The 21,488-nt window shown below is 59.1% G+C and carries 17 protein-coding genes and 4 tRNA genes; 6 read left to right on the forward strand and 15 right to left on the reverse strand.

All coding sequences use genetic code 11. The features are described from left to right. Positions 1 to 5: 5 nt before the first annotated feature. The gene (locus HU765_RS26870) at positions 6 to 347 is read right to left on the reverse strand and encodes a hypothetical protein (protein WP_238344723.1); all 342 of its coding nucleotides are present in this window, start codon (positions 345 to 347) and stop codon (positions 6 to 8) included. Here HU765_RS26870 and HU765_RS26875 point away from each other — a divergent pair. Together HU765_RS26875 and HU765_RS17995 are read left to right on the forward strand one after the other, a co-directional pair. Further along, a complete protein-coding gene (locus tag HU765_RS26875; protein WP_272974407.1) occupies positions 328 to 765 on the forward strand; it encodes a hypothetical protein in 438 nt (145 codons plus the stop codon). The genes HU765_RS26870 and HU765_RS26875 overlap by 20 nt on opposite strands. A gap of 275 nt (positions 766 to 1,040) precedes the next feature. Further along, on the forward strand, positions 1,041 to 1,589 hold the full coding sequence (locus HU765_RS17995) for a cytochrome b (RefSeq protein ID WP_186622065.1): 549 nt from the start codon (positions 1,041 to 1,043) through the stop codon (positions 1,587 to 1,589). Positions 1,590 to 1,591: 2 nt separating this feature from the next. Here the strand turns inward: HU765_RS17995 and HU765_RS18000 are convergent, their stop codons facing one another. Next, positions 1,592 to 2,518, reverse strand: coding sequence for a pyridoxal-phosphate dependent enzyme (locus tag HU765_RS18000; RefSeq protein ID WP_186622066.1), 927 nt, complete (start codon positions 2,516 to 2,518; stop codon positions 1,592 to 1,594). Between the two features lie 145 nt (positions 2,519 to 2,663). After that, on the reverse strand, positions 2,664 to 4,703 hold the full coding sequence (locus HU765_RS18005; protein WP_186622067.1) for an NADPH-dependent 2,4-dienoyl-CoA reductase: 2,040 nt from the start codon (positions 4,701 to 4,703) through the stop codon (positions 2,664 to 2,666). A 208-nt stretch (positions 4,704 to 4,911) separates the two neighbouring features. On the opposite strand from HU765_RS18005, the gene HU765_RS18010 reads away from it, so the two are divergent. Together HU765_RS18010 and HU765_RS18015 are read left to right on the forward strand one after the other, a co-directional pair. After that, positions 4,912 to 6,042 (forward strand): carbon-nitrogen hydrolase family protein, encoded by a 1,131-nt coding sequence (locus HU765_RS18010; protein ID WP_186622068.1) that lies wholly within the window; start codon positions 4,912 to 4,914, stop codon positions 6,040 to 6,042. 4 nt (positions 6,043 to 6,046) lie between these two features. After that, positions 6,047 to 7,087 (forward strand): AraC family transcriptional regulator, encoded by a 1,041-nt coding sequence (locus HU765_RS18015; RefSeq protein WP_186622069.1) that lies wholly within the window; start codon positions 6,047 to 6,049, stop codon positions 7,085 to 7,087. A 413-nt stretch (positions 7,088 to 7,500) separates the two neighbouring features. Here the strand turns inward: HU765_RS18015 and HU765_RS18020 are convergent, their stop codons facing one another. Further along, positions 7,501 to 8,379, reverse strand: a complete 879-nt coding sequence (locus tag HU765_RS18020) for a DUF2242 domain-containing protein (RefSeq protein ID WP_186622070.1) — start codon at positions 8,377 to 8,379, stop codon at positions 7,501 to 7,503. Positions 8,380 to 8,471: 92 nt separating this feature from the next. After that, positions 8,472 to 9,371, reverse strand: a complete 900-nt coding sequence (locus HU765_RS18025) for a LysR substrate-binding domain-containing protein (protein WP_186622072.1) — start codon at positions 9,369 to 9,371, stop codon at positions 8,472 to 8,474. A 117-nt stretch (positions 9,372 to 9,488) separates the two neighbouring features. On the opposite strand from HU765_RS18025, the gene HU765_RS18030 reads away from it, so the two are divergent. Beyond that, positions 9,489 to 10,694, forward strand: coding sequence for an MFS transporter (locus HU765_RS18030; protein WP_186622074.1), 1,206 nt, complete (start codon positions 9,489 to 9,491; stop codon positions 10,692 to 10,694). 110 nt (positions 10,695 to 10,804) lie between these two features. Here the strand turns inward: HU765_RS18030 and HU765_RS18035 are convergent, their stop codons facing one another. The 10 genes from HU765_RS18035 to HU765_RS18080 all read right to left on the reverse strand — a co-directional run bounded on the left by HU765_RS18035 (position 10,805) and on the right by HU765_RS18080 (position 20,198). Then, the gene (locus tag HU765_RS18035; RefSeq protein WP_186622076.1) at positions 10,805 to 12,676 is read right to left on the reverse strand and encodes a SurA N-terminal domain-containing protein; all 1,872 of its coding nucleotides are present in this window, start codon (positions 12,674 to 12,676) and stop codon (positions 10,805 to 10,807) included. A 227-nt stretch (positions 12,677 to 12,903) separates the two neighbouring features. Next, positions 12,904 to 13,176, reverse strand: coding sequence for an HU family DNA-binding protein (locus HU765_RS18040; protein ID WP_003183171.1), 273 nt, complete (start codon positions 13,174 to 13,176; stop codon positions 12,904 to 12,906). 149 nt (positions 13,177 to 13,325) lie between these two features. After that, entirely contained in the window at positions 13,326 to 15,722 is a 2,397-nt protein-coding gene (gene lon, locus HU765_RS18045; RefSeq protein WP_186549831.1) for an endopeptidase La, read from the reverse strand. Between the two features lie 162 nt (positions 15,723 to 15,884). Continuing rightward, the gene (gene clpX / locus HU765_RS18050) at positions 15,885 to 17,168 is read right to left on the reverse strand and encodes an ATP-dependent Clp protease ATP-binding subunit ClpX (protein WP_016775335.1); all 1,284 of its coding nucleotides are present in this window, start codon (positions 17,166 to 17,168) and stop codon (positions 15,885 to 15,887) included. 112 nt (positions 17,169 to 17,280) lie between these two features. Next, the gene (gene clpP / locus HU765_RS18055; RefSeq protein ID WP_007951559.1) at positions 17,281 to 17,916 is read right to left on the reverse strand and encodes an ATP-dependent Clp endopeptidase proteolytic subunit ClpP; all 636 of its coding nucleotides are present in this window, start codon (positions 17,914 to 17,916) and stop codon (positions 17,281 to 17,283) included. A gap of 92 nt (positions 17,917 to 18,008) precedes the next feature. Beyond that, positions 18,009 to 19,319, reverse strand: coding sequence for a trigger factor (tig, locus tag HU765_RS18060; RefSeq protein WP_186622078.1), 1,311 nt, complete (start codon positions 19,317 to 19,319; stop codon positions 18,009 to 18,011). A 400-nt stretch (positions 19,320 to 19,719) separates the two neighbouring features. Then, positions 19,720 to 19,795, reverse strand: a tRNA-His gene (locus HU765_RS18065). Between the two features lie 76 nt (positions 19,796 to 19,871). Further along, positions 19,872 to 19,956 (reverse strand) — tRNA-Leu (locus tag HU765_RS18070). A gap of 57 nt (positions 19,957 to 20,013) precedes the next feature. Further along, a tRNA-His gene (locus HU765_RS18075) sits at positions 20,014 to 20,089 on the reverse strand. A gap of 32 nt (positions 20,090 to 20,121) precedes the next feature. Further along, a tRNA-Arg gene (locus tag HU765_RS18080) sits at positions 20,122 to 20,198 on the reverse strand. 275 nt (positions 20,199 to 20,473) lie between these two features. On the opposite strand from HU765_RS18080, the gene folD reads away from it, so the two are divergent. Then, a complete protein-coding gene (gene folD, locus HU765_RS18085; protein ID WP_186622080.1) occupies positions 20,474 to 21,328 on the forward strand; it encodes a bifunctional methylenetetrahydrofolate dehydrogenase/methenyltetrahydrofolate cyclohydrolase FolD in 855 nt (284 codons plus the stop codon). Positions 21,329 to 21,488: the final 160 nt, after the last annotated feature.

The following is a 21,488-nucleotide window of genomic DNA, read 5'->3' on the forward strand; positions in this document are numbered from 1 at the left end:
ATTATTCACTGCGACACAAGATCGCCCGCTGCATCGTAAGCCACTCCATCGGGATGTTTAACACTGCCATCCGGCAACTGTTCAGTTCCATCTTCCCAAACAATACGGCCATCCGGATATTCAACGGTATTATCCGGCCAGATGATCCGCCCGTCCGGATACTCTACCCTGCCGTCTGCATGTTGGATGATGCCGTCGGGACGTTTGACCGACGTTTGTCCGGCATCAACGACGCTACCGTCAGGCAGTGTGGTCGAACCATCGACGTTGGCGGTCGCACCGAAAGTCTGGATCAGCGCGATCAACGCCACCGGATCGACATTGATATTGAGCGTCGGCCATGGCATTGGCGGGCGCTTGTTGGCGGCCGGCGTAGTCGGAGCTGTCGGTGCCACGGGTTTGGTTGGCGCCACTGGTCTGATCGGTGCCACCGGTTTGGTTGGCGCCACTGGCGTGGTCGGTGCCACCGGCTTGGTTGGCGCCACTGGTCTGGTCGGTGCCACCGGCTTGGTTGGCGCCACTGGCCTGGTCGGTGCCACCGGCTTGGTTGGCGCCACTGGCCTGGTCGGTGCCACCGGCTTGGTTGGCGCCACTGGTCTGGTCGGTGCCACCGGCTTGGTTGGCGCCACTGGTCTGGTCGGTGCCACCGGTTTGGTCGGCACAACTGGTTTGGTCGGTGCCACCGGCTTTGGCGTCGTGGTAGAGGGACGAGGCTTCGGAATTGGACTTTTCATATTATTCTCAAATTACGTAAACATACTTTAAATCTTTAAACTAAAGATCCGAGCAGACATTAATCACCCCAAACAAACTAATCAAATCAAAAGGAATCACAGAATATAAACAACATCAAGTTACGCCAGACAGGTTAACTTGCCGCAGAAACTTTCAACAAATAACAACATAAAAACGGATACTGAATATTGTTCTTCGCTGCAAAAAACCTCACGTACTCCAGGCAAAAACATCGCGGCAGGTTTACAGTGAAACGAGTGCCGTGATATCGGCCTGATTGCACTCTGATCGCGAGGACACTCCGTATGCCGTGGACAAGCTCCGAATCTCGCTACAGCACCGTGTCGGTGTTGTTGCACTGGCTGATGCTGGTGTTGTTGGTGCTGGTGTACGCCAGCATGGAATTGCGCGGGTTTTTTCCCAAGGGCAGCGGCGGCCGTGCGCTGATTCGCGAGATGCACTATCTGCTCGGTCTCACCGTGTTCGTGCTGGTGTGGTTTCGTCTGCTCGCGCGCAGCCTCGGCTCGGCGCCGAAAATCTTCCCCGCTTCGCCCGCCTGGCAAACCGTGGTGGCGCGGCTGATGCATTGGGCGTTGTATCTGTTCATGCTGTGCATGCCCATTCTTGGCTGGCTGATCACCAGCGCCGAGGGCCATCAAGTCATGTTTTACGGTTTCGACTTGCCGCTGCTGGTCGGTGAAGACAAGGCGTTCGCCAAGCAGGTCGAAGGCTGGCATGTGCTGATTGCCACGCTCGGTTACTGGCTGATCGGCCTGCATGCGCTGGCGGGGATTTACCATCATTACGTGGTGCGCGATAACACGCTGCTGCGGATGATGCCAAAGCGCGGCTGAGCTCAGGGCGTCGTGGCAAATCCGCGTCGCCCTTGCAGGCCGCCCGTGTGGATGAAGACCAGACGCGTGCCGCCGGCGAATCCGCCCGCTTCGACGTGTTGCTTGAGCGCCAGCAAGGCCTTGCCGGTGTACAGCGGTTCCAAGGGAACACCGCTGGCCTGCTCGGTCTGCTCAATGAAGGTCAGCAATGCCTCGTCAACCTTGGCGAAACCGCCACGGCTGGCGTCGATCAGTTGATAGTTCGCCGCGGGGTCGTTGGCTTGCGCGAAGATCGACTCGATGTTCGGCGCCACTCCGTGATCGTCCGGCACCGCCAACGCGCCATACAGCGACCGCTTGCCATTGTCGGCAAGCGCCAGCCCGGCCAACGTCGTGCCGGTGCCACACGCCAGCCACCACGCGTCGAAATCCTCCCAGCCCAGGCTCGCCAACTGCGCATCGACCTGCTGTTTGATCGCGGCGCAACCGAGTGCGCCGGCCAGGCCACCACCGCCCTCGGGCACGGCATACACGTTCGGATATTGCGTCAGCCACGGAATCCAGAAACCCGGTTGGTGCCGCGCGCGGTAGCCAGCGTAACCCAGCCAATGCAACTGCATGCCGAACGCTTGCAGATCCTGCACCGTCGCTGTGTCCTGTGGACGTCCGCGCAGCAGCCCCACTGTCTTGAAACCCAGCCGCTTGCCCGCCGCCGCCAGCGCATGCAGGTGATTGGAATGCGCCCCGCCGAGGCTGATGATGCCTTCGGCGCCGGCACGGTCAGCGGCTTTAAGGTGCTCGACGAGTTTGAACCACTTGTTGCCGCTGATCAGCGGATCGATTTGATCAAGGCGCAGGACCGCAACTTCAATGCCGGCAGTGGTCAGCCAGTCGAGATGAAGGTATTGGAGGGAGGCTTGGGGTAGCCAGCCGGAGGAAGGCAAAAGCATGGGCGGCCATACGATCGGGACAGAGCCGGCATTCTAGCCATTCATGGACAGCCATCGCGAGCAGGCTCACTCCTACATTTGAAATGCGTTCACCTGTAGGAGTGAGCCTGCTCGCGATAGCCATTGGCACGCTAGGCCTGCGAAATCAAAGTTCTGCGGCGAGCCGCGAACCCTGATTGATCGCGCGCTTGGCATCCAGCTCCGCCGCGACATCCGCGCCGCCGATCAAGTGCACATTCTGCCCCGCCGCAACCAGACCCTCGTGCAGTTCACGCAGCGGATCCTGGCCTGCGCAAATCACGATATTGTCAACCGCCAGCAGCTGCGGCTCGCCGGTTTCGCCAATGCGAATGTGCAGGCCCTGATCGTCAATGCTCAGGTATTCAACGCTGTTGAGCATCTGCACCTGCTTGTTCTTCAGACCGGTCCGGTGAATCCAGCCGGTGGTTTTGCCCAGGCCGTCGCCGACCTTGGTTTTCTTGCGCTGCAACAGGAACACTTCGCGCGCCGGTGCATGCGGTGCCGCTTTGATCCCGGCCACACCGCCACGGGCTTGCAGTTGCGTATCGATGCCCCACTCTTTCCAGAACGCGGCGCGATCCTGGCTGGTGGCCACGCCTTGATGGACGAGAAACTCCGAGACGTCGAAACCGATGCCGCCAGCGCCAATCACCGCAACACGCTTGCCCACCGGCTTGCGCTCAAGGATCACGTCCAGATAGCTCAGCACCTTGGCATTCTCGACCCCGGGAATAGCCGGTACGCGCGGGGCGATACCGGTGGCAAGAATGATTTCGTCATAGCTGCCCTCGACCAGTTTCGCCACGTCGACGCGGGTGTTCAGGCACACCTCGACGTTTGTGGTTTGCAGCTTGCGCTTGAAGTAACGCAGGGTCTCGAAAAACTCTTCCTTGCCCGGCACGCGCTTGGCGATGTTGAACTGCCCGCCGATTTCGCTGGCCGAATCGAACAGCGTGACCTGATGGCCGCGTTCTGCGGCCACGGTCGCTGCGGACAAACCGGCCGGGCCGGCGCCCACCACGGCGATCTTCTTGATCTGCTGCACCGGCAGATAATTGAGCTCGGTTTCATGGCAGGCGCGCGGGTTGACCAGGCAACTGGTGAGCTTGCCGCCGAACGTGTGGTCCAGGCACGCCTGGTTGCAACCGATGCAGGTGTTGATTTCGTCGGCTCGACCTTCAGCGGCCTTGTTGACGAAGTCCGGATCGGCGAGGAACGGCCGCGCCATCGACACCATGTCGGCATCGCCTTCGGCGAGAATCTGCTCGGCAATTTCCGGTGTATTGATGCGGTTGGTGGTGATCAGCGGAATGCTCACCGAGCCGCGCAATTTGGCCGTGACCTTGCTGAACGCCGCACGCGGCACTTTGGTGGCGATGGTCGGAATTCGCGCTTCGTGCCAGCCGATACCGGTGTTGATAATGGTCGCACCGGCCTGCTCGATGGCTTTGGCCAGCGTAACGATCTCGTCCCAGCTGCTGCCGCCCTCAACCAGGTCGAGCATCGACAAACGGAAAATAATGATGAAGTTCGGGCCAACGGCTTCACGCACACGGCGGACGATTTCCACCGGCAGGCGCATGCGGTTTTCGTAGCTGCCACCCCAACGGTCGGTGCGGTGGTTGGTGTGCGCCGCGAGGAACTGGTTAATGAAATAACCTTCCGAGCCCATGATTTCGACGCCGTCGTACTCCGCGGACTGCGCCAGTACCGAGCAGGTGACAAAATCGCTGATCTGCTTCTCGATGCCTTCCTCGTCCAGCTCTTTAGGCTTGAACGGGTTGATCGGCGCCTGAATTGCGCTTGGCGCTACTTGCTTGGGACTGTAGGCATAGCGCCCGGCGTGGAGAATCTGCATGCAGATCTTGCCGCCCGCTTCGTGCACGGCGCGGGTAACGATGCGGTGCTTGAGCGCTTCCTCTTCAGTGGTCAGTTTGGCTGCGCCGGAGTACACGCCGCCCTCGTCGTTCGGGCCGATGCCGCCGGTGACCATCAGGCCCACGCCGCCACGGGCACGTTCAGCGAAGTACGCCGCCATGCGCTCGAAGCCGCCAGGTTTTTCTTCCAGACCGGTGTGCATCGAGCCCATCAGGGTGCGGTTGCGCAGCGTGGTGAATCCCAGGTCCAACGGGGCCAACAGGTGCGGGTAATGAGCGGCGGTCATCGGTAACTCCACAACGAGCGATCACGGAAAAGGTGCGGGAGGTCTACGTCCCCCGTCAGGCATGTGCGACAGACTAAGAGTCGCACTGCTGTCACTCAATGACCGTAACTGACAAGTTAATGATCCAAATGCGCAACACCCCTTGGCAAGCGCAAGCGCGCGCCCTACCCTAGTCGGCACACCCTGTACCCGGCTGTTGTTGGATTTCATGCGCAAACTTCTGTACCTGTTTTTTTCCATGGCCATCGTCGCCGCCCTGACCACCTACGCCATGTGGGCGGCAGACCGGCCGGCGGGCCATTACCTGTCGGACCTGCGCATCAAACTGGCGCTCGACCAGGGCGCGCGCGCCGACCGCGGCAATCTGCTGGGCATCCAGCCCGAACTGTTTCCCACCGACTACCAAAGCCCCGAGCGTCTGCACCGCAAACTCGCAGCGTATTTTCAGCAAGCGCAGGATCAAGGCCTGTTGAATGAAAAGACCGTGGTCGTGCTGCCGGAAAACGTCGGCACCTGGTTGATGATCAGCGGCGAAAAAGACGAGTTGTATCAGGCCTCGACCGTGACCGAGGCGATGAACTGGCTGGCGGCAAGCAACCCCTTGCTGTTTGCCCGCGCCTGGCTCAGCGCCAAGGGCAGCGACCGGCTCAACGACGCGCACCTGCGGATGAAATCCACAGCGATGGCCAAGGATTACCAGGCGCTGTTCGGCGGGCTGGCCAAAGAGTTTGGCGTGACACTGGTGGCCGGCTCGATCGTGCTGCCGGAACCGAGCATCCGTGACGGTCAGCTCAAGCCCGGCAGCGGTGCGCTGTACAACAGCAGCGTGGTATTCGGCCGCGATGGCGTGCCGCTCGGCCAGCCGCAACGGCAGATGCATCCAGTGTTCGATCAGCGCGAGGTGATCGAAGGCGCCGACAAGCACCTGATCGGCGTGGTTGATACGCCGGCCGGACGTCTCGGCGTACTGATTGGCAGCGACAGCTGGTACCCGGACAACTACCGTCGACTCGACGCGCAAGGCGCGCAGTTGGTCGCAGTGCCGGCGCAGGTGTTCGGCCAGGACGCCTGGAACCAGCCTTGGCGCGGCTACAAGGGGTCGAGTACGCCGAAATCGGTCAGCCTCAAACCCGGTGAAGTCAGCGAAGGCGAGGCCTGGCGTCGACTGACCTTGACCGCACAACCGCCGAGCAGCCGCGCGATTGCCGGTGTCAGCGTGTTCATGCGCGGACAATTCTGGAATACCTCCGGCGCCGGCCAAAGCTTTATCAGCAGCAACGGACAGCAATTCGCCGATGGCGAGGCCCGTGGCGCGCGCATGTTGAATATCTGGTTGTAAGGCCATGAAGCCGCTGCCGATGCGCCTCGGGGATCTGTCGGTAGGCTTTGTCCACAGCCTCGCTGACGCGGTACGCAGTCATGCGCTCGATCCGCAGCCGCTGCTGGAACAATACGGCCTGGACCCCGCGCGCCTGGCCGAGGCCGGGGCGCGCTTGTCAATCCCACGCTACATGCGCCTGGGCCATGCGGCGATTCAGCTGACCGGCGATTCGGCGCTGGGCTTGCGCATGGGCCGGCTCAGTCGCCTGAGCCAGGCCGGACTGGCCGGTGTCACCGCCGCGCAAGCGCCGACCGTGCGCGAAGCCGCCCGTTGCCTGATCCGCTTCGAGGCGCTCTACGGTTCCAACTATCGAGGCCAGTCGAGCTTTCACGAAGACGCCAACGGCGCGTGGTTGCGCTTTTATTCGATCAGCCCTTATAACGCCTACAACCGCTTTGTGGTGGACTCGATCGTCTCCGGGTGGCTGCATCAACTCTCCAGCGTCTGCCACGAACCGCTGCGCGCCGAACGCATCGAGATCGAATTCGCCGAGCCGGACTACCGCGAGGCTTATCACATGCTGGGCGATTGCCCGATCCAGTTCGGCGCGGACGGCAATCAGTTGCGCCTGAGCCTGGACAGCCTTGCACGGCGCAATCCCGAGCATTGTCCAAGTACCTGGCGACACCTGTTGCACCTGTGCGAACGCGAACTGGAGCAATTGACGCGAACCCGCAGCCTGCGCGAACGCATCATCCAGCTATTGGGGCCGTTGCTCAACGGTGGACGGGAGCCGGAGCTGGAAGAAGTCGCGGCACGCCTGAAGCTGCCGACCTGGACGTTACGGCGCAAACTGGCCGAGGAAGGCACGCAGTTTCGCGCGATCCTCAACGACACTCGCCGCGACCTGGCGATGACTTACATCCGCGACACCGAACTGGCGTTCGGCGAGATCGCTTACCTGCTGGGTTTCGCCTCAGCCGAAGCGTTCCAGCGCGCCTTCAAACGCTGGAGCGGTCAGACGCCCGGCGAATTTCGCCGCAGTCACCGCAAGACAGCTTAGGAGCCGCTGCAAGCTGCAAGCTGCAAGCGAAGGCTAGAGCTCGGTGGCGTCGTCGGCGGGCTCTGGTTGGTCCAGTTCGTACGCCTGGTATTCGAGCAGCTCTTCTTGATATTCATCCATCGCGTAATCCCCCTGCTGCTCTCTTGAATGGGCCTGAGCCAATGCCCAGTGCCTCGAGCCTAACGCGCTCGTGTGAAGGAAAAGTGAAACCCGGCCTTCATGAATAAACGTAGCAGTGGGTCAGGAATTTATCGCGGGATTATCGTCGCGCGAATGTAACCAGATTTAAGCGGCGGCAAAAAAACTGTGGGAGCGAGCTTGCTCGCGAAGGCGGTCTTTCAGTCACATCGTGCTGAATGTACCGGCGCATTCGCGAGCAGGCTCGCTCCCACAGGGGTTGAGGTGCAGCTGTTTTATTGGCCCGAAGCAGGCATCGCCGGAATCGGCTCGGACGGCGGCGGGATGTCCGGGTTGGCCGGGGGCGTGATGGTTTCGGTCGTCGGAGCGGGTTCCGCGCTCGGCGCCGGGGTGATCGGCGCGGCTTCTGCAGGCGGAGCGACCGGTTCCGAGGACACTGGCGCGGTCTCGACGGGTGCGGGCGTCGGTTCTGCAGCAGGCGCGGGTGTCGCGGCAGGCTCAGGCGCCGGCGTTGAGGTTGGCGTTGGCGTTGGCGTTGGCGTTGGCGCCAGTGGTGCCGGCGCCGCCTTCACCTCGGGCACGCCCAGGTCGGCCTTGGGTTTCTCTTCGATGTGCGCTGCCTTCTTCGCATCCGCCGGCAGGAACAATTCCACCAGCGTGAAGAAACGCTCATAGAACTTCTGCGACGTCACGGTCTCGCTGGCGACTTTGACCATCGAATCGTCGGACGAGCCGATCGGCATCGACACCGACCCCAGCACACCCACGCCGAGGCTGGCCGAGTTGTTGGTTTTCTTCAGCGCGTAACGGTCCTGCAGGGCGTTGGCGAACATCGTGGCATGGTGCCCGCTGCTGCCGTCATCGGCGCAGACCACATTGAAGCTGATCTCCATGTGGGTGTCGCCGGTTTGCTGGAAACTCTTGTGGCCACTGACCAGCTTCGGGTCGCTACTGGTGATGATGTAGCCCTGACTGAGCAACGCACGACGCGCCGCCTCGCAACTCACCGCGTCGGTCACCGGGTAGTTGCGCGAAAAGGTGCCGGAATCATCGAAGTTCTCATGCTCATACATCGGCTTGTCTTTCGAACAGCCGGCAACAGCAGTCAACAACAGCGCCAATCCGACAACACGCATGGGAGTGGAAATCAACATTGAACATCCTGAGGAAAAACAGTGCGGGACGTATTGTGCAACAGATCTTCGCCCCGCGGCGTATGGATTAGTGTCTTGAAACAGTTACAACTCTATCGGCCCTGGGTTGCAGGGAAAAGTCGCAACGCCAGATGATCGATGAACACCCGTAATTTCGCGGTGGCATGGCGACTGGACGGCCACAGAACCCAGAACTGCCCGACATGCTGCAGGTGCGCGCCCAGCACTCGACACAACTGGCCTTGCGCCTCGGCTTCACGGGTCATGAAATCAGGCAGGCAGGCGATGCCCATGCCCGCCAGCGCCGCATGGCTCACCGCTTCGATCGAGGTGCTGACCAGCCGGGTCGGCAACCGCGGTTCGGCGGCGTCTGCTTCGCGTATCAGCGGCCAGGGTTCGAGCTTGCCGGTGGCGTGAAAAGTATGCCGAAGACAGGCATGCGTCGCCAGATCAGCGGGCGTTTGTGGCACACCGCGCTGCTGCAGATAAGCGGGGCTGGCCACCAGCACCATGTGAAACACCCCCAGCGGCCTCGCCATCAAGCGCGAATCCCGTGGTTTACCGGTGCGGATCACCGCGTCGAAACCTTCTTCGACGACATCGACCATGCGATCGGTCAAGTCCAGATCAAGCTCTATCTGCGGGAACAACGCCATGAAGTCGGTCAGGACCGGCATCACCAGCCCATGCACCTGCGGCAGGCTGATGCGCAACTTGCCATGGGGCTGGGCTGCGGCGTCGCACAATTCCAATTCTGCGGCCTCGACCTCTGCAAGAATCTTGCGACAGCGTTGCAAAAACAGCGCGCCTTCACTGGTCAGCGTGATGCTGCGAGTAGTGCGGTGAAACAGGCGCACGCCCAGGCGCGCCTCAAGTCGGGCAATGCTTTTACCCACCGCCGACGATGACACCCCTTGCAGCCGGCCAGCCTCGGTGAAACTACGCGTCTCGGCGACTTGGACAAACACCGAAATACTGCCCAGGCTATCCACACCTCACCCCCATTGACGACATCCGTGTCCGATATGTTCGGAACCATAACCTGTTTTTCGCCGATGTGCAGCGCCCTACCCTGTGCTCCTCGTCAACTCTGCACAAGGACGCCGGTCATGAACGACACACAACTCTGTGGCACCACGCTGACACCCGCTATCGACTCCGGCGCACGCCTGCCCCTGTCCGCACTGCTGGCCCTGGCCATGGCGGGATTCATTACGGTCATGACCGAAGCCTTGCCGGCGGGCCTGTTACCGCAAATGAGCAGCGGCCTGCACGTTTCTCAGGCACTGATTGGTCAGTTGGTCACGCTGTACGCGATCGGCTCGATACTGGCAGCGATTCCGCTGACCATCGCCACTCGCGGCTGGCGACGCCGCCCGTTGTTGCTGGCCGCCATTGCTGGGTTTGCCATTGCCAACAGCCTCACCGCGCTGTCGCAGTGGTACTGGCTGACGCTGATCGCACGCTTTATTGCCGGTGTATTTGCCGGATTGCTGTGGGCCCTGCTGGCAGGCTACGCAAGCCGCATGGTTGCTCCACACCTGCAAGGCCGGGCCATTACAGTCGCCATGCTCGGTGCACCGATTGCGTTGTCGCTGGGCATTCCCGCCGGCACCTTGCTCGGGACGCTGGTGGGCTGGCGGCTGAGCTTTGCGATCATGACCCTGTTGACCGTGATATTGGTGATCTGGGTACGTTGGCAAGTGCCGGACTTCGCCGGCGAACGTGAGGAAAAACGCCTGCCATTGCGTCAGGTGTTTACCCTGCCGGGCGTGCGATCCGTCTTGTTGGTCACCCTTACCTACGTTGTCGCGCATAACCTGCTGTACACCTACATCGCCCCGTTCCTGCAACCGTCCGGTCTTGCTGCCAAGGTCGATCGGGTGTTGCTGGTGTTCGGCCTGGCGTCGGTGTTGAGCCTGTGGATCGTCGGCAACCTGATAGATCGCTGGCTGCGCGAAATGGTGCTGATCAGTGCAGGGCTTTTCCTGCTGTCGGCCATAGCGCTAGGTGTGTGGCGCGAATCGCCGAGCGTGATCTACCTCGCGACCGCTGTATGGGGATTGGCGTTTGGGGCGATGCCGTCGCTGCTGCAAACCGCCTCGGCAAAAGCCGCTGGGGATGCCGCCGACACTGCACAATCGATGCTGGTGACGCTATGGAATGTCGGAATTGCCGGTGGGGGACTGGTGGGAGGTCTGCTGCTGACTGACCCAGGTCTGGGAGCATTTCCGTGGATCGTCACGGGGTTGCTGGGGGTGACGCTGTATACGACGCTTAGCGCACGCAACCATGGGTTTGCGGCTGCCGGGTAAGTTTTCCGGTTGGCCTATACCGAGCACCCTGACGGCCGCTACGAAAAGCAAAAAAAAGCCCCAGGCCAATCGACCTGGGGCTTTTTTTACAGCGACAACTCAGTCAGCCATCAGTACCGCTTGATGTCCGCCTGGCTCTCCAACTGCTTGCGATACGCCGCAAAGTCTTGCTGACCTTCACGGGACGCGAGGAAGCGACGGTACTGCGCCTTCTCTTCATCCGTCGGCGCCGCCGCTTCGTTAACGCCATTGAGGCGCACGATCATCAGGCTACCGTCCGGCAACGTGACATTGCTGAACGTCGGTTTGTCCTTGGATGCCGGCTTCGGCATGCGGAACAGGGCCTGCAGAACAGCCGGCTCGACACCTTCCTGACCACGGGTGGCCGCTTCGGTGACTTTCCAGCTCTGGCCATCAATCGCCTTGTCCAGTGGCGCCTTGCCGTCGCGCAGATCAGCGATCAGCTTCTCGGCACGGGTCTTGGCCGCAGCGCTGGCGTGTTCCTTGGTCAGTTGCGCACGGATGGCCGCGCTCACGCTTTCCAATGGCAACTGGGCAGGCTTGAGGTGTTCCTTGGCACGCAGCACGATCACGGTTTCCGGGTCCAGCTCGATGGCGGTGCTGTTGGCGCCTTCATCGATGACTTCAGGACTGAACGCAGCAGTGACCACGGCGCGGTTGGCAGCAACCCCTTCGCCACCCTCGCGGCCGAACGGCTTGGAGGTGTGCACGGTAAGCTTCAAATCGGCGGCTGGCTGAGCCAGGTCGGACGCTTCGAACGCCGAATCTTCCAGTTGTTTGGTCGCCTCGACGAAACGCTGCTCGACCTGCGCGGCTTTCAGCTCGCGGGTCAGCTTGTCTTTCAGGCTGGCCAGCGTTGGCACTTCAGGTGCTTCCACACCCAGCAGCTTGATCAGGTGATAACCGAAATCGGTACGAACCGGCTCCGACACCTGGTCTTTCGACAACGAGTACAGCGCTTTTTCGAACGCCGGATCGTAGACGCCAGGACCGGCGTAACCGAGGTCACCGCCATTGTTGGCCGAACCCGGATCCTGCGAAAACTCCTTGGCCAGCGCTTCGAACTTCTCGCCCTTGGCCAGACGTGCCTGGACTTCGTCGATCTTCGCCTTGGCCTGCGCTTCGGTGGTCTTGTCGTTCACTTCGATCAGGATGTGAGCGGCACGACGCTGTTCCGACAGGTTGGCGATCTCTTTCTGATACGCCGCCTGCAGGTCTTCATCCTTGACCGCGACCTGATCGAAGAACGAAGACTTCTTCAGTTCGAGGTAATCGATGATCACCTGATCCGGGGTCATGAACTCCTTGGCGTGTTCGTCGTAGTAAGCCTTGACCTCATCGTCGGTCAGCTTGACCGCCGCTGGATCAGCCTTGACCGTCAGGGTGGCGAAATCGCGGGTCTGTTTTTCCAGACGGGCGAAGGCCAGCACTTCGGCATCGGTCACGAAACCGCTGCCCGCGACACCGGCGCGCAGTTGGCCGATCAGCATTTCCTGGGCCAGCATCTGGCGGAATTGCATGCGGTTGTAACCCAGTTGACGGATCACCTGATCGAAGCGCTCGGAACTGAATTTGCCGTCGACCTGGAATTCAGGCGTCTGCAGGATCACCTGATCCAGCGCCGCTTCGGAGAAAGCGAATTTCGATTGTTCAGCGCCTTGCAGCAGCAGCTTGCGATCGATCAGGCCTTTGAGCGCCGATTCGCGGAGCATTTTTTCATCGAGCAAGGAAGCATCAAAGTCCTTGCCCAGCTGTTGCATCAACTGACGGCGTTGCATATCAACGGCCTGACTCAGTTCGTTCTGGCTGATTTCTTCACCGTTGACCTTGGCCGCCTCGTTGGTGTGAGTCGTGGCCTGGAAAATGGCGTCGAAACCGGTCAGGGCCATCAGTGCAACGATGACCCCGATAATGGTCTTGGCAATCCAGCCTTGTGAATTGTCCCTGATATTCTGCAGCATGCGTCCCCCAGAAACGGTTGAACTTCAATTTAGGCAACCGTGGAGCGTGGGTAGAATCCGGATAGAAGAAAGGCGCATCCGAGGATGCGCCTTCTCGTAACTGGCGGAGCGGACAGGGCTCGAACCCTCGATCCCGGCGTTACAGGTGCCTGTTCCAGCCACCTGCTCTACCGCCCCGCTGCCAAGTCAGGCTTGACCCCGACCCGGATGGGTAAAAACCTGAAAACTTAGTTAACAGCTTCTTTCAGTGCTTTACCGGCTTTGAAACCTGGCTTCTTGGCAGCCGGGATTTCCAGAGTCTTGCCAGTTTGCGGGTTACGACCGGTACGCGCCGGACGGTCAGTCACGGAGAAAGTACCGAAACCAACCAGAACAACGGAGTCGCCAGCCTTCAGAGCGCCAGTGACGGATTCGATTACAGCGTCCAGCGCACGGCCAGCAGCAGCTTTCGGGATATCAGCGGATGCAGCGATAGCATCAATCAGTTCCGACTTGTTCACTCTAAGTCCCCTTATATCTATTTTGAGATGATTCTAAGTTTTTTTGGTAAAAGCAAAAACGAGTGCTGAATGGCCTACAGACACTTAAGAGCCGCTTTATAACAAGGGCTCTAAAAAGCTGTCAAGGAAGCCCCCCAGGCAAAAACGTATTAATGCGTGCTAATTCTTTCCTTAGAGTCAGACTCACGTTTTTCGTCCTTGGCAACTATCTCCGGAGCCACATCCGGCAAGGGCTCCGGCGCGTATTGCAGCGCAATTTGCAGGACTTCGTCAATCCATTTAACCGGTTTAATCTGCAGATCCTGCTTGATATTGTCAGGAATCTCCTTCAGATCGCGCACATTCTCTTCCGGAATAATCACAACCTTGATTCCGCCACGATGTGCCGCCAGCAGTTTTTCCTTCAGACCGCCAATTGCCAGCACTTGTCCACGCAAGGTGATTTCACCCGTCATGGCGACATCGGCGCGCACCGGGATGCCGGTCAATGCCGAGACCAGCGCCGTGCACATGCCTACGCCGGCACTCGGACCGTCTTTCGGCGTGGCCCCTTCCGGCATGTGAATATGGGTGTCACGCTTCTCGTGGAAGTCCAGAGGAATGCCCAGGCTCTTGGCACGGCTGCGCACGACTGTCAGGGCCGCGGTGATCGATTCGACCATCACATCGCCCAGCGAACCGGTCTTGATCAGTTGCCCTTTGCCCGGTACGACAGCAGCTTCGATGGTCAGCAACTCACCACCAACCTGAGTCCAGGCAAGGCCTGTCACCTGACCGACCTGATCCTGCTGCTCGGCCAGGCCGTAGCGGAATTTACGCACACCGAGGAAGTGTTCCAGCAAGTCAGCTGTCACTTTCACCGAGAAGCGTTTTTCCAGCGCATGCTCTTTGACGGCCTTGCGGCAGACCTTGGCGATCTGGCGTTCGAGGCCACGCACACCGGCTTCACGGGTGTAGTAACGGATGATGTCGCGGATCGCTTCTTCGTCGAACTCCAACTCGCCCTTCTTCAGACCATTGGCAGCGACCTGCTTTGGCGAGAGGTATTTGACGGCGATATTGATCTTCTCGTCTTCGGTGTAGCCCGGCAGACGGATGACTTCCATCCGGTCCAGCAAGGCCGGCGGAATATTCATCGAGTTCGAGGTGCACAGGAACATCACATCGGACAGGTCGTAGTCGACCTCCAGATAGTGATCGTTGAAGTTATGGTTTTGCTCGGGATCGAGCACCTCCAGCAACGCCGACGCCGGATCGCCACGCATGTCGCTGCCCATCTTGTCGATTTCATCGAGCAGGAACAGCGGGTTGCGCACCCCGACTTTTGTCATCTTTTGAATCAATCTTCCCGGCATCGAACCGATGTAGGTCCGGCGGTGACCGCGGATTTCCGCCTCATCACGCACGCCACCCAGGGCCATGCGCACGAATTTACGGTTGGTCGCATGGGCGATCGACTCGGCCAGCGAGGTTTTACCCACGCCTGGAGGACCGACCAGGCACAACACCGGACCACGAATTTTTTTCACGCGTTTTTGCACGGCGAGGTATTCAAGGATGCGCTCCTTGACCTCTTCGAGGCCGTAGTGATCGGCATCGAGGATGTCTTCCGCCCGCGCCAGATCCAGACGCACCTTGCTCTGGGCCTTCCACGGCACCTGCACCAGCCAGTCGATGTACGAGCGCACCACGGTGGCCTCGGCGGACATCGGCGACATCTGCTTGAGCTTGTTCAGCTCGGCTGTCGCCTTGGCCAGCGCGTCTTTCGGCAGGCCCGCGGCATCGATACGCTTTTTCAGCTCTTCGATTTCGTTGTGGCCTTCATCGCCATCGCCCAGCTCTTTCTGAATGGCCTTCATCTGCTCATTCAGGTAGTACTCGCGCTGGCTGCGCTCCATCTGCTTTTTGACACGGCCACGAATGCGTTTTTCGACCTGCAGCAGGTCGATCTCGGCATCCAGCAACGCCAGCACGTGTTCGACGCGGGCCGACAGGTCGATGATTTCGAGGATTTCCTGCTTCTGCTCGATCTTCAGCGCCATGTGCGCGGCCATGGTGTCGACCAGACGCCCCGGCTCATCGATGCTGTTGAGCGACGACAGGACTTCAGCCGGGACTTTCTTGCCCAGCTGCACGTATTGCTCGAATTGCGATAGCAGTGTGCGCACGAAGACTTCGGACTCGCGCTCGGCGGCGTCGACTTCTTCGATCAGCGACACTTCGGCACGGCAGTGGCCGTCGACCTCGCTGAAACGCTCAACAGTGCCGCGCTGCTCACCTTCGACCAGCACCTTGACGGTGCCATCAGGCAGCTTCAGCAATTGAAGAACGGTGGCGATGGTACCTACGCGATAGAGCGCGTCCTCACCGGGATCATCATCGGCCGGGTTTCTCTGGGCCAGCAGCAGGATCTGCTTATCGCCTGCCATCGCGGCCTCAAGGGCTTCGATGGACTTCTCGCGCCCCACGAACAGCGGGATAACCATGTGCGGATAAACCACGACATCACGCAATGGCAGGAGAGGCAATTCGATGGTTGTCTTCATGATTTCGCCTCTACGGCGGCCATATGGCCGTAATCAGATGGAATTAAGCTTGAAACCAAGATGGGGGCTGCCTCGAAAAAAAACAAGCGTAAAACGGCTGTAAAAAATGACATAAAAAAAAAGAGGCCCGAAGGCCCCTTCCTGTTGCAGCACAGTGGACACTTACGCGTCCGGTGCTGCCTTGGCCGTCGGCTCACTGTTTTCGTAAATATACAGTGGCTTGGACTTGCCTTCGATGACGCTTTCGTCGATCACGACCTTGCTCACCTCGGACTGCGAGGGGATTTCGTACATCGTGTCGAGCAGTACACCTTCGAGAATCGAACGCAGGCCACGGGCACCGGTTTTACGCTCCAGGGCACGTTTGGCGACCGATTTCAGCGCGTCGGAACGGAATTCCAGATCCACGCCTTCCATCTCGAACAGCTTGGCGTATTGCTTGGTCAAGGCGTTTTTCGGCTCGGTGAGAATCTGCATCAGCGCAGCCTCATCCAGCTCGTCCAGCGTCGCAAGAACCGGCAGACGACCGACGAATTCCGGGATCAGACCGAACTTGACCAGATCGTCAGGCTCGACTTCACGCAGGGACTCACCGACTTTCTTGCCCTCTTCCTTGCTGCGCACTTCTGCGTTGAAACCGATGCCGCCCTTGGTGGAACGGTTCTGAATAACCTTTTCCAGACCGGAGAACGCACCACCGCAGATGAACAGGATGTTACGGGTGTCGACCTGCAGGAATTCCTGCTGCGGATGCTTGCGGCCACCTTGCGGCGGTACCGAGGCAACCGTGCCTTCGATCAACTTCAGCAAGGCCTGCTGCACGCCTTCACCGGACACATCGCGGGTGATCGACGGGTTGTCGGACTTGCGGGAGATCTTGTCGATTTCGTCGATATAGACAATACCCATCTGGGCTTTCTCTACGTCGTAATCGCACTTTTGCAGCAGCTTCTGAATGATGTTCTCGACATCTTCACCCACGTAACCCGCCTCGGTGAGGGTGGTCGCGTCAGCGATGGTGAACGGAACGTTCAGCAAGCGTGCCAGCGTTTCCGCCAGCAGGGTTTTACCAGAGCCTGTCGGGCCGATCAGCAGGATGTTGCTCTTGCCGAGTTCGACGTCGTCAGCCTTCTTGTCACGCTGGTTCAGGCGTTTGTAGTGGTTGTACACCGCTACGGCCAAAACCTTTTTGGCACGTTCCTGACCAATGACGTACTGGTCAAGGATGCCGCTGATTTCTTTAGGCGAAGGCAATTTATGCGCGCTGCTTTCGGCCTGGGCTTCCTGCACCTCCTCGCGGATGATGTCATTGCACAGGTCGACGCACTCGTCGCAGATAAAGACCGAGGGGCCGGCAATCAATTTGCGCACTTCATGCTGGCTTTTGCCACAGAAGGAGCAATAGAGCAGCTTGCCGTTGTCCTCGCCGTTGCGGGTGTCAGTCATTCGTTCGATCCAAATCCGATAGGCTTGCAACACAAGATGAAGGCTATTGCGGGCTTTTTCAAGCCCGCTGCTGATCGGACGCGCCGATCAGGCCTGTTTTGTGCCGCTTATTTTAAGCTGGACGCTGGTTGATCACTTCGTCGATCAGGCCGTATTCCTTCGCAGCTTCTGCACTCATGAAGTTGTCGCGATTGGTATCGCGTTCGATTTCTTCCAGAGTACGGCCGCTGTGCTTGGCCATCAGCGTGTTCAGTCGCTCGCGGATGAAGAGGATTTCCTTGGCATGGATTTCGATATCCGAAGCCTGGCCCTGGAAACCGCCCAGTGGCTGGTGAATCATCACGCGCGAGTTTGGCAGGCAGAAACGCTTGCCCGGTGCACCGGCGGTCAGCAGGAATGCGCCCATGCTACACGCCTGACCGATACAGGTCGTCGAGACGTTGGGCTTGATGAACTGCATGGTGTCGTAGATCGACATGCCCGCTGTCACCGAACCGCCCGGTGAGTTGATGTACAGATGGATGTCCTTGTCCGGGTTTTCCGCTTCAAGGAACAGCAGTTGCGCACAGATCAGGTTGGCCATGTAGTCCTCTACCGGCCCCACCAGAAAGATCACTCGCTCCTTGAGCAGGCGCGAGTAGATGTCGTAGGCGCGTTCGCCACGAGCGGACTGCTCGACAACCATCGGGACCAGACCGCCTGCGGCCTGGATATCAGAGTTCTGCTGAATATAAGAATTACGGAACATGCTCTGCAGTCGCTCCCAAATAGTTATGTCTTGAATACGCATAAGCCAGCTCGAGAGCTGGCTTATGGTGTGCACTTCTAACGCAAAATCAATCAGTCGGCTGTTGGAGCTTCTACCGGCTTGACTGCTTCTTCGTAGGAGACCGATTTGTCGGTCACACTAGCTTTCTGCAGAACAGTATCCACAACTTGTTCTTCCAGCACAACCGAACGCACTTCGTTCAGTTGCTGCTCGTTTTTGTAGTACCACGACACGACCTGCTCAGGCTCCTGGTAGGCCGAAGCCATTTCCTGAATCATTTCGCGAACGCGAGCGTCGTCAGGCTTGAGGTCGTATTGCTTGACCACTTCAGCGACGATCAGGCCCAGCACTACGCGACGCTTGGCTTGCTCTTCGAACAGCTCGGCCGGCAGTTGGTCAGGCTTGATGTTGCCACCGAACTGCTGAACGGCCTGCACGCGCAGACGGTCAACTTCGTTGGACAGCAGGGCCTTCGGCACTTCGATCGGGTTGGTGGCCAGCAGACCATCCATCACCTGGTTCTTGACCTTGGACTTGATCGCCTGACGCAGTTCACGCTCCATGTTCTTGCGAACTTCGGTGCGGAAACCGTCGATGCCGCTTTCCTTGATACCGAATTGAGCGAAGAACTCTTCGTTCAGCTCTGGCAGCTTAGGCTCGGACACGGTATTGACGGTCACGGTGAACTCGGCAGTCTTGCCCGCCAGGTCGAGGTTCTGATAGTCCTCAGGGAAAGTCAGGTTCAGCACGCGCTCTTCGCCGGCTTTAGCACCTACCAGGCCTTCTTCGAAGCCCGGGATCATGCGACCGGAACCCAGCACCAGCTGAGTACCCTTGGCGGAACCGCCAGCGAACACTTCGCCGTCAACCTTGCCAACGAAATCGATGTTCAACTGGTCTTCGTTCTGGGCAGCGCGATCGGCCACTTCGAAACGGGTGTTCTGCTTGCGCAGGATGTCGAGCATCTTGTCCAGATCAGCGTCAGTCACGTCAGCGCTCAGGCGCTCGACAGTGATGCCTTCGAAGCCGGCAACGGTGAACTCTGGGAAGACTTCGAACACGGCTACGTATTCCAGATCCTTGCCCGCTTCAAGCGACTTTGGCTCGATCGAAGGCGAACCGGCAGGGTTCAGCTTCTGCTCGACCACGGCTTCGTAGAAGGAAGACTGGATGACGTCGCCTACTGCTTCCTGGCGCGCATCAGCACCGAAACGGCGCTTGATTTCGCTCATTGGCACTTTGCCTGGACGGAAGCCAGCAATCTTGGCCTTTTGGGCAGTCTGCTGCAGACGCTTGTTGACCTGAGTCTCGATGCGCTCAGCCGGCACGGTGACGCTCATGCGGCGCTCGAGAGCAGTAGTATTTTCAACAGAAACTTGCATGGATATTCCTCGTTGCACAGACGTTAGCCGGCCGTTTCCGACCCAAGAATCAAGGGCATGCATTCTAGTGGGTCAAACTCAAGAAGTCACCCTACTGAAAACGGGTAAAAAAACAGCAGGCAATTTAGCGGGGCCGCCACACAAACGCAGCGCGCCCCACAGGCGAATACAACCCTTCGCGCCAAGGCTCTGTGTCAACCGCTTCTATATATAGAAGAGACTGCCAATCACTCCCTGACGGCCGACCTTGCGAGCAAGAACGGCGAGCAGTGCAACATCATCGAACAACTTAAATACGACGAAGCGCCCTGCCCCTGCGCCCCAAAGCCGCGATGCCGGACTTCAGAACCGCAAAAACAAAAAAGGCGCCAGACTGTTAAATCTGGCGCCTTTCGAAATATGGGGTGGACGATGGGGATCGAACCCACGACAACGGGAGTCACAATCCCGTGCTCTACCAACTGAGCTACGCCCACCATATTGCGTAACAAAAAAGCCAAACAACTTCTTTGTTGAACCTCACCAGCCCGAAGATCTGAATGAAGCTTTGATTGGTGCGGATGAAGAGACTCGAACTCTTACGCCTCGCGGCGCTGGAACCTAAATCCAGTGTGTCTACCAATTCCACCACATCCGCAGATGAAGCTTTTAAAGCAAAGGCGCCAGACCGTTAAATCTGGCGCCTTTCGAAATATGGGGTGGACGATGGGGATCGAACCCACGACAACGGGAGTCACAATCCCGTGCTCTACCAACTGAGCTACGCCCACCATATCGCGTTACTTGTGCCAATGCTGCCTAATGGCGCACCCGGCAGGACTCGAACCTGCGACCATCCGCTTAGAAGGCGGATGCTCTATCCAGCTGAGCTACGGGCGCCTTGTTAATCTGTACTCTTAAAGGACTACAAACTAAATGCTTTCCAGTGTCGCAGAACTGTTGTTCCGCCCCACCTTCTTAACCAGTGCTAGGCTGTGCCCGACAAGTGCGACGAATAGTATAGAGCGCTCCCAAGGCCGTCAAATCCTTTTTGAAAAAAATTCATTTAATTAAAGGAGTTAGGGGAATTTGCTGACCAAGCGCCTTTGCCCTCACCGCTCGACATGCGAGAATGCGTTCTCTTTTTTTCCCCTCTCGATGGTTAATCACGCGCAATGACTGCACAACTAATCGACGGCAAATCGATCGCCGCCAGCCTGCGCCAGCAGATCGCCCTACGAGTTGCCGAGCGTCGCCAGCAAGGCCTGCGCACCCCCGGCCTCGCGGTGATCCTGGTCGGCAGCGATCCTGCCTCTCAGGTTTATGTCTCGCACAAGCGTAAAGACTGTGAAGAGGTCGGCTTCCTCTCTCAAGCCTACGACCTGCCCAGCGAAACCACGCAAGACGCATTGACCGATCTGATCGATCGTCTCAACGACGACCCGGCCATCGACGGCATCCTGCTGCAATTGCCCCTGCCCGAGCACCTGGATGCCTCCAGACTGCTGGAGCGCATTCGCCCGGACAAAGACGTCGACGGCTTTCACCCTTATAACGTCGGTCGTCTGGCCCAACGCATTCCGCTGCTGCGCCCGTGCACACCCAAAGGCATCATGACGCTGCTGGAAAGCACCGGCGCCGATCTCTACGGGATGGATGCGGTGGTCGTTGGCGCGTCCAACATCGTCGGTCGCCCGATGGCGATGGAACTGCTGCTGGCCGGTTGCACCGTGACGGTCACTCACCGTTTCACCAAGGATCTGGCCGGGCATGTCGGTCGCGCCGATCTGGTGGTGGTGGCTGCTGGCAAGCCGGGCCTGGTCAAGGGTGAGTGGATCAAGGAAGGCGCAATCGTGATTGACGTCGGCATCAACCGTCAGGATGACGGCAAGCTGGTCGGTGACGTCGTTTACGAAACCGCCCTGCCCCGCGCCGGCTGGATCACGCCAGTGCCTGGCGGCGTCGGCCCGATGACCCGCGCCTGCCTGTTGGAAAACACGCTGTATGCGGCAGAAACCCTGCACGTCTGATTGGCTTTTTCCGCAACACCGAAACCCCGCCTCGTGCGGGGTTTTTTGTTTCGACTGGAAAACCTGAGCCTCTTCATTTCCCGATGCAGATGTAAAAAGCAGCCTACCTGTGATTTAACGTGTTGTAGCAACTCCACCATTTGAGAGTCTGCCCATAGCG

Source organism: Pseudomonas sp. SWRI81 (genome assembly GCF_014268545.1).
GTDB classification, from domain to species: Bacteria; Pseudomonadota; Gammaproteobacteria; order Pseudomonadales; family Pseudomonadaceae; genus Aquipseudomonas; species Aquipseudomonas hamedanensis.